This is a genomic window from Streptomyces sp. NPDC056600, assembly GCF_042792855.1.
In the GTDB taxonomy this organism is placed as follows: Bacteria; Actinomycetota; Actinomycetes; order Streptomycetales; family Streptomycetaceae; genus Streptomyces.
In genome coordinates, this window is sequence record NZ_JBHTVQ010000120.1 from 1 (window position 1) to 8,012 (window position 8,012).

Sequence of the window (8,012 nt, forward strand, 5' to 3'; positions counted from 1 at the left end):
CGGTCGGAAAGACGCGGCTTGCTGAGCGACGAGTGCAATTCTTAGCCACGGCGAAATCGCAAAGCAAAGATGTGACCTACGATGCTGGATCGTAGATAATCGGCATCGCATCACTTTCCAAGAAGCCTTGTAGCTGTTCAAGGGCAATCTGCCGTACAACAGAGCCCACTAACACGCTTCGTACGTGACGCGCGCCCCATGCCTGCCCTCACAAACACGAGACCCCGTCGTCGCATGCAGTTGCCGAAGCAATGCTCTCCGTGAGGCGCGGCCGGGCCTCGTCGGCCGGATCGGGTCGAGGCGCTCTTGCGGACCGGTCCTACGCTGAAGACATGGCCACCGATCCCTTATTACAAGGCCCCGACTCGACGGCTCTGGTGCTGCACGGCGGCTCGCCGGCCGGGGCGGCACGGATCATGCTGGCCTCGGCGGGGCCGGCGCTGCTCGCTCCACTCGTCCTGGGCGTGCCCACCCTGCTGGTCGCCTTCTGGATGGTGCTGGCCGGGGCGCAGGCGTCGACCGTGTTCGTGGTGGTGGGAGTGATCGCCGGGCTGGAGTACCTGCTCGGCTGGCCGGCGCTCGCCTTCTCCCGGGCGAGGCGCATCCTGCGGGTGGAGTTCGCGCCGGTCGGGGTGCCCGCGGTCCTGAGGTTGGTCCGGGCCTCCGGGCCGGACGACTGGCTGCCCGTCGACACCCTGCGCGAGGTACGGCTGACACACGAGGTGGTGGAGCCGTACCAGGGGGACCCCAAGCCGGCCGTCTCCACGCTCGTGCTGGAACTCGTCCTGCGAGGCGGCCGGGAGCGGATCACCGGGTTCCCGTCCGTCGGCGACCCGCAGCGGCTCGCCGACGCCCTGGAGGCCCTGCTCGTCCCGGCCGGGGTCGTGGTGGAACTGCGCACCGAACGCAGCACCCGCCATCGGCCGCAGCCCAGCTCCGGCTGGACCTCCGGTGGTTCGGCGTCGGCCGGCTCGGGTGGCGGCTGACGCAGGGCTGCCCGTGGCGCTCCTCGGTCGGGGAACGCCCCGCTCTCGGTGTCGAGCTGGTGGGCGCGGTGACGATGGAGGACCAGGGCGCGCGTCCCCGTCGTGAGAGGTCTCGACGGCCCGTCCCTCAGCCCCGGCGTACCTCGGTGTCGCCGTTCACGGTGCGCAGGGTCAGCCGGTGCCGGGAGTCCTCGGAGTCCGCGGGCGGGGCGGGGACGTCCACGACCGTCCGCCCGTTGACCGTGCTCGCATCGGTTTCGTAGGGCGGCCCGTCGGCCGGGAGGGTCACGCGCACGGAGCCGTTGCGCGTCACGCCGTCGACCGCTCGCGGCGAGGTCGTGCACAGCAGGTCGACGTCGCCGTTGACCGTCTCCGCGCTCACGCCGCGGGCGGCGAGGCCGTCGGCGCGGACGGAGCCGTTGCGGGTCACCAGGTGTCGACGGGCACTCTTCCTGTCCGAGTCGTGCACGGTGACGTCGCCGTTGACGGTGCTCAGGACGAGCCCGCCGCGCACCTCGTCGACCTCGATGCCGGCGTTGCGGGCCCGCACGGTGAGCGAGACACCGGCGGGCACCCGAACGAGAGGCATGCCCCCGCAGTTGTCCTTCGTCCGCGCGTCACCGTGGTCGCAGAGCAGGTCGAGCGTAGGGGTGGCCGCGTCCTCGTCCCAGCGGGCGGGGGTCGCCTCGTCGACCGTCACGCTCTCGTCGTCCGTCCCGACGATCCGCACGCCGCCCTCGGTGGTGACGAGGAGACGACTGCCGTCCTCCAGGGAGGCCCTCTCGAACAGGTCCCCCCGTGTTCCGTCGGCGACTCCGTGCCACGCCCCGTCACCACCGTCGTGGTCACACGCGGTCAGGGTGATGAGCATGAGGAACGCGCATCCGGCCCAGGCCGCGCGGACTCCGTGACGGGGGCCCAGCCCCCGGCGGGAGCGGCTCGGTCGGCACGGCGATGGCGTCATGGAGCGCGTATGCCCGCGACGGATGGGCAACACACCATCTCGTCGTCGACGAGCGCCGGGCCATGCCTGCCCCGCCCGCTGGACGGGGTGAAGTCCGACTCGATGCCCTCCGACTCCGACTGCCCGGCCCCGCGACGCCCTCGAAGAGCTGGGCAGGGAGTGGCACCGGCGGTCCGCTGCGGCGCGGTTGTACTCGACGAGTCCCTCACGCGTTGCCGCAGCGACGGGTATGCCCGAAGTCGTAGCCGTCTCCGTGGACGGCCGTCACCTGTGTGCCACCACGGTCGAGGACGACGACCACTGGGTGGTCGTGCACGACCGTGGTGGCACCTCCTGCGCGCCCTGTGTAGGTCCACGGGACCGGCCGCCTCGGTCGGCGCCGCTCGACGTCGCCGGCCCGGCGCCCATCGCGACGCACGCGGGCAAGATCGGCAAGGCGATTCCTTGAGGGCGCCGTCCCAGTAGCCGTTCCCCGCTTCCAACTCCGCTGCCCACGACGCTACTTCCTTGCTCCTCTGCTCCCTCATGCAACCTTTGGGCGCCTTTGCGAGTCTCCCTTGTGCCCAACGGCGGGCCATATCCAGAACAACCCCGGGCAAACATCAACGGACCGAACGCCGCATCGACAGGACGTCTTCCCGATGTCCCTGCCCTCCCCCGCAGGAGCTCAACGCATGGCCGAACACGGACGCCTTCCCGCACCCGTTCTTCCAGCACCCGCTTCCGACCCGCACCCGCGCCGCCACAACGAACGCCGCGGCGGCGCCCCTGACCGGGGACCGCAACAACGAAGGTATCGACGCCAACGGCTACCCGACGGTCGAGGCACACACCGCCGACCGAACCTCATGCAATACCCCGACGTGTCATCGTCAACAGCCCAGCGAAAGGCCCGTCCATGAAGCGGACGCTCACGTTGTTCACCGCGCTCGCCGTCACCGTGCTGACGCCGACAACGGCGCACGCCGCGGTCAAGCAGGCCAAGAATCCGCTCAGTTGCGAGTCACGGACGTTCACCTCGACACCGGGTCCCCGTTTCAACGACCCGGAGGACCCCGACGCCCGGATGAACGTCATGGGCCCGATCATCGAATCGATCAACAGCGCCGGTTGCGGGCAGACCATACGCGTCGCCATGTACTCGATCGGAAGCACGCAGCCGGGCCCGGACTTCGCCAACGCCCTGATCGCCGCCCACCAGCGCGGCGTCATCGTCAAGGCACTGATGGACGTGCACAGCGACAACGCGGTCTGGCAGTCACTGGTCACCGAGTTGGGCAACGACCCGCAGGCCTCCAGCTTCGCCGCGTTGTGCCCGGGCGGCTGCCTGACCCACTATTCCGGCTCCTCCCTGCACGCGAAGTACTACATGCTCAGCGGCGGGAGTGACGCGAACAGGACCGTGACCGTCAGCAGCGCCAACCCCACGTCCGCCCAGGCCAACACCGCGTGGAACAGCAGCGCCACCGTCAAGGGCAACGTCGACCTGTACAACTCCTACGTCCGCTACTTCACGGCCATGGCCAAGGGGGCGCTCAACGGCCCGGGCCCGCTGATGCCCGACTACTACAACTCCACCAGCGGCCAGGACGCCAGGACGACACTGTCCCCGCCCTCCTACCAGTGGCCCAAGGCGCGCAGCAAGAGCGACACCTGGGTCGACTTCCTGAACAACGTCAAGGCGCCGGCCACGATCAACATCGCCATGTTCCAGTGGACCTCTCACGGGCAGCCGGGCGACCAGAACTATCTGGAACTGCCGAAGAAGCTGGTGAGCCTGGCACAGACCGGCGTCAAGATCCGCATACTCTTCACCGCCGGCCAGGTCGACAGCAGCGTGCAGAACTACCTGAAGGACCGGCCGAACATCGACGTGCACGACACCACCCGCGGCACCGACGCGAACGGCAACGCCCTGCACTACACGCACGACAAGTACATGATGGTCAGCGGCGGTTACGCGGGAGCGGCCAACTCCAGAATCGTGTTCGTCGGCTCCTCGAACTGGACGAGCAACGGCGTCTGGCACAACGACGAGTCGGACCTGAAGCTGGTCGGCCAGTCCAGCTACGACGCGTTCATGACGGACTGGCAGAATCAGTACGACCGCTGTTGTGGAACCGCGGCGCGGAAGTCGAACGCCGAGGAGCGCGCCGAGAACACGGCACGCGAGATACCGATCGATCCGAGGCAGCTCAAGGAATAGGCATTCCCTCCCTGCGTGCCACCTGACATCAGAGGATGAGCGCATCGGCAGGCACAGGGGCGACGGGGCGGGCGGTTCCTTGCGGCCCGCCCCTGCGGCCCTGCGTAAGCCGTGGCCTTGCACGAGCGCGTCATCGCCTTCCTCGACGCGCCCGACTGCCCGGTGCAGGGGCACGTCGCCGACTTCTCCCGCGCCTACGCCACCAGCGGACTCGGCCGGGACTACGCGGCTCTCGGGCGCTGGCCGGAGGCCGCCGATCGCTTTCGCAGCGCCCCGCTCCAGATCCAGCAGATCGGCAGATCCAACAGATCGGCGTTCCCGCCGGGGAGGGGAGCATGCTCCTGGACCTGGCACAGGCTCTCGTCGAACTGGGTGAGACCGACGAGGCCCGCGCCTGTCTCCGCCGGCTCCTCGCCCTCGGCGACACGGCAGACCGTGACGACCTGACGATCGCGCAGGACATCCTGGGCTCGCTCCCCACCGCATGACCGACACAGCGGCTCTCCCTGCTGCCCACGGCATTCACCATGAGTCCAGAAGGGCACCGCGAGCCGCACGGCCGGTTACGCCCCGTTGTCCGCCGCATCTCCCCCTGCGACACTGCTGCACAGCGCTCTCAGCTCCGCCGTCCGTCCGGGCGGCAGCACCCCCACGAAGGAGCCCCGCATGCGCAGAAGTATCTCCGCCTTACTCAGCGCGGCCACCATGGCCGCGCTCACCCTCGTCGGCATCGGTGCGAGCACCGCACACGCGCTGCCGAAGGAATGCGCACCTCAGCGCTACCAGTCCTTCTACAACTTCGTCGTGACCTGCTCGGGCGGCACCGGTTTCTTCCGGGTCTGGGTCGACTGCTGGGTGTCCAACGACAAACCGCCGGTGCGGGTGTACGGCGAGTGGACGCCCACGGACGCGACATCGGCGGCCGGCTGCACGATGGGGCAGAACGGACCGGCCGTCAAGGGCGGCTGGGACGTCTCCGACGTCATTCTGGATCCTCCGCCGAAGGACTGATTCCGGGGCCCGGGCCGTCCGCACCCGTACCGCGCACATCCTCGGCGTCCCACCCCACCCCACCCCACCACCCCACCGCCGCCTGGACCACACAGCAGGCCCCACCTGGGGTGGTGTCGTTGGCTGCCGCGTTCCTCAGTGGGTGTCGGGCCGGTGCTCGGTGATCCAGCGGGCGGCCAGCAGTCCGGACACGGCGGTGAGCGCGGCGGCGGCTATGACGGTGGCGTCGAGGCCGAGGGCGTCGGCGAGGATGCCGGCGAGGAGCGCGCCGACGGCGTAGCCGATGTCACGCCAGAAGCGGTACGCGCCGAGGGCGTTGACGCGCCAGGTGGGGTGGGCGTGGTCGGAGACGGAGGCGATGAGGGCGGGATAGACCATGGCTGTGCCGAGTCCGAGGGCGACGGCGGAGAGGATGCCCGCGAGCAGGGGGTCGTCGAGGAGGGCGAGGGCGATCACGAATCCGGCTGCCTGGACGAGCATGCCGGTGACGATGAGGGGTTTGCGGCCGATGCGGTCGGCCAGGTGGCCGGCGGGGATCTGGCCGATGCCCCACAGGATGGGGTAGAGGCCCTTGATGAGGCCGACGGCGGCCAGTCCGAGGCCGTGGTCCGTGAAGAGGAGCGGGAAGACGCCCCAGGTGAGTCCGTCGTTGAGGTTGTTGACGAGGCCGGCCTGGCTGGCGCCGCGCAGAGAACGGTCGCGCCAGGAGGTGCGAGCGAACGTGGCCGCCAGACCGGTCCTCTCGCCGACGGACAGGGGCTTGGGGTGCTGGGCGAGTTCGAGGGCGACGTGTCCGGCGGTGTCGCGGACGGCGAGGGACAGGGCGAGTCCGGCGGTGACGAAGACGACGCCGAGGAGTTCCGGGACGGGGCGCAGCCCGTATTCGGTGGCGAGGAAGCCGGTGAGCAGGGCGGTGACGCCGACGGCGGTGTAGCCGGCGGCTTCGTTGAGGCCGGTGGCGAGTCCTCGCCGGGCGGGACCGACGAGGTCGATCTTCATGTTCACGGTCATCGACCAGGCCAGGCCCTGGTTGAGGCCGAGCAGGACGTTCGCGGCGACGATCCAGCCCCAGGACGGCGCCCAGGCGAGCATGAAGGGGACGGGGACGCCGATCAGCCATCCGGTGAGGAGGAGCTGCCTGCGGCGGAAGCGGGCCGTCAGGGCTCCCGCCGCGAGGTTGGTCAGGGCCTTGGTGGCGCCGAAGGCGATGATGAACGAGAAGACCGCCAGGTCGCTGGTCAGTCCGAAGACGTCGGTGCCGATGAGCGGGACGGTGGTGCGCTCGAGACCCACCAGGCCGCCGACGGCCATGTTGACGACGACGAGGAGGGTGAACTGGAGCCAGTTCTCCCGCAGGCCGAGGCGCACGGTGGTGCCGTCGGACCGCGTGGTCGTGCTGTTCATGGCGTTCGTGGCGTTCGTGGTCATGCGTCGGCGTCCTTGAGCGGTGCGGGTGCTGCTGCGGGGGAACGAGGGGCCGGTCGGCCCGTTGCGGGGCGGACCAGGAGGGTGGCGGCGGAGCCGCCGGTGGGTCAGACGACCGCGTCGACGATCATGAGGGCGGCGACGGCGAGGAGTACGTAGGCGAAGATCCGCCGCAGGGTGTCGCCGCTGAGGCGTTGTGCGTGACGTTTGCCGTCCCAGGCACCGAGGACGGCGGCCGCGGTGAACGGAGCGATGACAGCCCAGTCGAGGTCGGCTGCGGTTCCGGCTCTGGCGGTGAGGGCAGCGAGCGAGTTGACGGTGATGACGAGGAGGCTGGTGCCCAGAGCCCGGCGCATGGGGAGGTTCAGCACCCGGACCAGGGCGGGGACGGCGAGGAAGCCGCCGCCCACTCCCAGCAGACCTGTCACCGCGCCGAGCCCGGCTCCGGCGGCGCCCGCCTTGACGGGACGCGCATCGCCGACGGCCGGGGCGCGCGCCGGCCGCAGCATGCCCACGGCTGCGGTCGAGGCGACCAGAGCGAAGGCGACGGTCAGCGCCGTCTGCGGCAACCGGTCGGCGGCCGCCCCGGTGAGCACGGCGGGGGCGATGCCCGCCGCCGCGAACAGCAGTCCGGTCCGCCAGGCCACGTTGCCGTCGCGGGCGTGCCCGGCGAGGGCGGTCACCGACGTGACGCTGACGATGATCAGGCTGGCGGTGATCGCGTCCGCCGGGCTCGGTCCGAGCAGGTAGGTCAGAGCGGGCACCGCCAGGACGCTGCCACCACCGCCGAGTCCCCCGAGGGCCAGGCCGACGACGGCCCCTGCGACGAGTGCGAGGACAAGGGCGGTGGCGGTCACGCCACCGAGCCGCGGTTGCCGTGCGCGTCGACGACCGGGTACCCGGCGTCGGCCCACGCCGTCATCCCGCCCCTGACGTCCACCGCGTCCGCCCCACGCTCGGTCAGGAGCTCGGCGGCCTTCTGGGATCGGTTGCCGCTGCGGCAGATGACCACCAGGGGACGGCCCTGGGCGGCCTGCGGCAGTTCGGCGCCCGCGGTCAGGGCGGACAAGGGCGCGTACACGGCGCCGGGCGCGCGGCCGGCGTTCCACTCACCCCGCTCGCGTACGTCCAGCAGCACGGCGGAGGCACCGGCACCCTGCGTGCGTCGGTGGGCCTCGTTCACGCTGAGGCGTCGGGTACCACGGGAGAAACGGGAGAAGAGGGACATCGTGCTGCCTTTCGGAAGTGGTCGTTCGGATCGCGGGGCGCCTGCCGGCCGTCCGGGCCGGAGCTGTCCACCGCCGATGGGTGCGGCCGGCGGGGCGGGCTCAGCCGGCGGTGACGGTCAGGCCTGCCTGGACGGCGGAGTCGAAGCCGTCGTCGACGGCCACCACGTCACGCCCGGCGGCGTCCAGCAGGG

General features: G+C 70.6%; 9 protein-coding genes. 5 read left to right on the forward strand and 4 right to left on the reverse strand.

Translation table 11 applies throughout. The features are described 5' to 3' along the window. Positions 1-332 precede the first annotated feature (332 nt). Entirely contained in the window at positions 333-986 is a 654-nt protein-coding gene (locus tag ACFRAV_RS31025; RefSeq protein ID WP_382560854.1) for a hypothetical protein, read from the forward strand. Between the two features lie 127 nt (positions 987-1,113). Here the strand turns inward: ACFRAV_RS31025 and ACFRAV_RS31030 are convergent, their stop codons facing one another. Beyond that, on the reverse strand, positions 1,114-1,857 hold the full coding sequence (locus ACFRAV_RS31030; protein ID WP_382560857.1) for a DUF4097 family beta strand repeat-containing protein: 744 nt from the start codon (positions 1,855-1,857) through the stop codon (positions 1,114-1,116). Positions 1,858-2,179: 322 nt separating this feature from the next. On the opposite strand from ACFRAV_RS31030, the gene ACFRAV_RS31035 reads away from it, so the two are divergent. The 4 genes from ACFRAV_RS31035 (at position 2,180) to ACFRAV_RS31050 (ending at position 5,167) form a co-directional block, all read left to right on the forward strand. Further along, positions 2,180-2,398 carry a hypothetical protein gene (locus tag ACFRAV_RS31035; RefSeq protein WP_382560860.1) on the forward strand — a complete coding sequence of 73 codons (219 nt, stop codon included), beginning with the start codon at positions 2,180-2,182 and terminating at the stop codon, positions 2,396-2,398. A gap of 450 nt (positions 2,399-2,848) precedes the next feature. Then, positions 2,849-4,156 (forward strand): phosphatidylserine/phosphatidylglycerophosphate/cardiolipin synthase family protein, encoded by a 1,308-nt coding sequence (locus ACFRAV_RS31040; protein WP_382560863.1) that lies wholly within the window; start codon positions 2,849-2,851, stop codon positions 4,154-4,156. 335 nt (positions 4,157-4,491) lie between these two features. Next, a complete protein-coding gene (locus ACFRAV_RS31045; protein ID WP_382560866.1) occupies positions 4,492-4,644 on the forward strand; it encodes a tetratricopeptide repeat protein in 153 nt (50 codons plus the stop codon). Positions 4,645-4,822: 178 nt separating this feature from the next. After that, positions 4,823-5,167 carry a hypothetical protein gene (locus ACFRAV_RS31050; protein WP_382560868.1) on the forward strand — a complete coding sequence of 115 codons (345 nt, stop codon included), beginning with the start codon at positions 4,823-4,825 and terminating at the stop codon, positions 5,165-5,167. A gap of 135 nt (positions 5,168-5,302) precedes the next feature. On the opposite strand, the gene ACFRAV_RS31055 is transcribed toward ACFRAV_RS31050, so the two are convergent. From ACFRAV_RS31055 to ACFRAV_RS31065, 3 genes are all read right to left on the reverse strand, one after another. After that, a complete protein-coding gene (locus tag ACFRAV_RS31055; protein WP_382560871.1) occupies positions 5,303-6,595 on the reverse strand; it encodes an MFS transporter in 1,293 nt (430 codons plus the stop codon). Between the two features lie 104 nt (positions 6,596-6,699). Then, positions 6,700-7,449 carry a sulfite exporter TauE/SafE family protein gene (locus ACFRAV_RS31060; protein ID WP_382560874.1) on the reverse strand — a complete coding sequence of 250 codons (750 nt, stop codon included), beginning with the start codon at positions 7,447-7,449 and terminating at the stop codon, positions 6,700-6,702. After that, positions 7,446-7,820, reverse strand: a complete 375-nt coding sequence (locus ACFRAV_RS31065) for a rhodanese-like domain-containing protein (protein ID WP_382560877.1) — start codon at positions 7,818-7,820, stop codon at positions 7,446-7,448. Before ACFRAV_RS31065 ends, ACFRAV_RS31060 begins: the two co-directional genes overlap by 4 nt. Positions 7,821-8,012 lie beyond the last annotated feature (192 nt).

What these genes read in the sequence shown, in the direction of transcription:
- ACFRAV_RS31025 (WP_382560854.1), top strand. Translation starts at nt 333, where the DNA reads ATGGCCACCGATCCCTTATTACAAGGCCCCGACTCGACGGCTCTGGTG.
- ACFRAV_RS31030 (WP_382560857.1), bottom strand. Translation starts at nt 1,857, where the DNA reads ATGCTCATCACCCTGACCGCGTGTGACCACGACGGTGGTGACGGGGCG.
- ACFRAV_RS31035 (WP_382560860.1), top strand. Translation starts at nt 2,180, where the DNA reads ATGCCCGAAGTCGTAGCCGTCTCCGTGGACGGCCGTCACCTGTGTGCC.
- ACFRAV_RS31040 (WP_382560863.1), top strand. Translation starts at nt 2,849, where the DNA reads ATGAAGCGGACGCTCACGTTGTTCACCGCGCTCGCCGTCACCGTGCTG.
- ACFRAV_RS31045 (WP_382560866.1), top strand. Translation starts at nt 4,492, where the DNA reads ATGCTCCTGGACCTGGCACAGGCTCTCGTCGAACTGGGTGAGACCGAC.
- ACFRAV_RS31050 (WP_382560868.1), top strand. Translation starts at nt 4,823, where the DNA reads ATGCGCAGAAGTATCTCCGCCTTACTCAGCGCGGCCACCATGGCCGCG.
- ACFRAV_RS31055 (WP_382560871.1), bottom strand. Translation starts at nt 6,595, where the DNA reads ATGACCACGAACGCCACGAACGCCATGAACAGCACGACCACGCGGTCC.
- ACFRAV_RS31065 (WP_382560877.1), bottom strand. Translation starts at nt 7,820, where the DNA reads ATGTCCCTCTTCTCCCGTTTCTCCCGTGGTACCCGACGCCTCAGCGTG.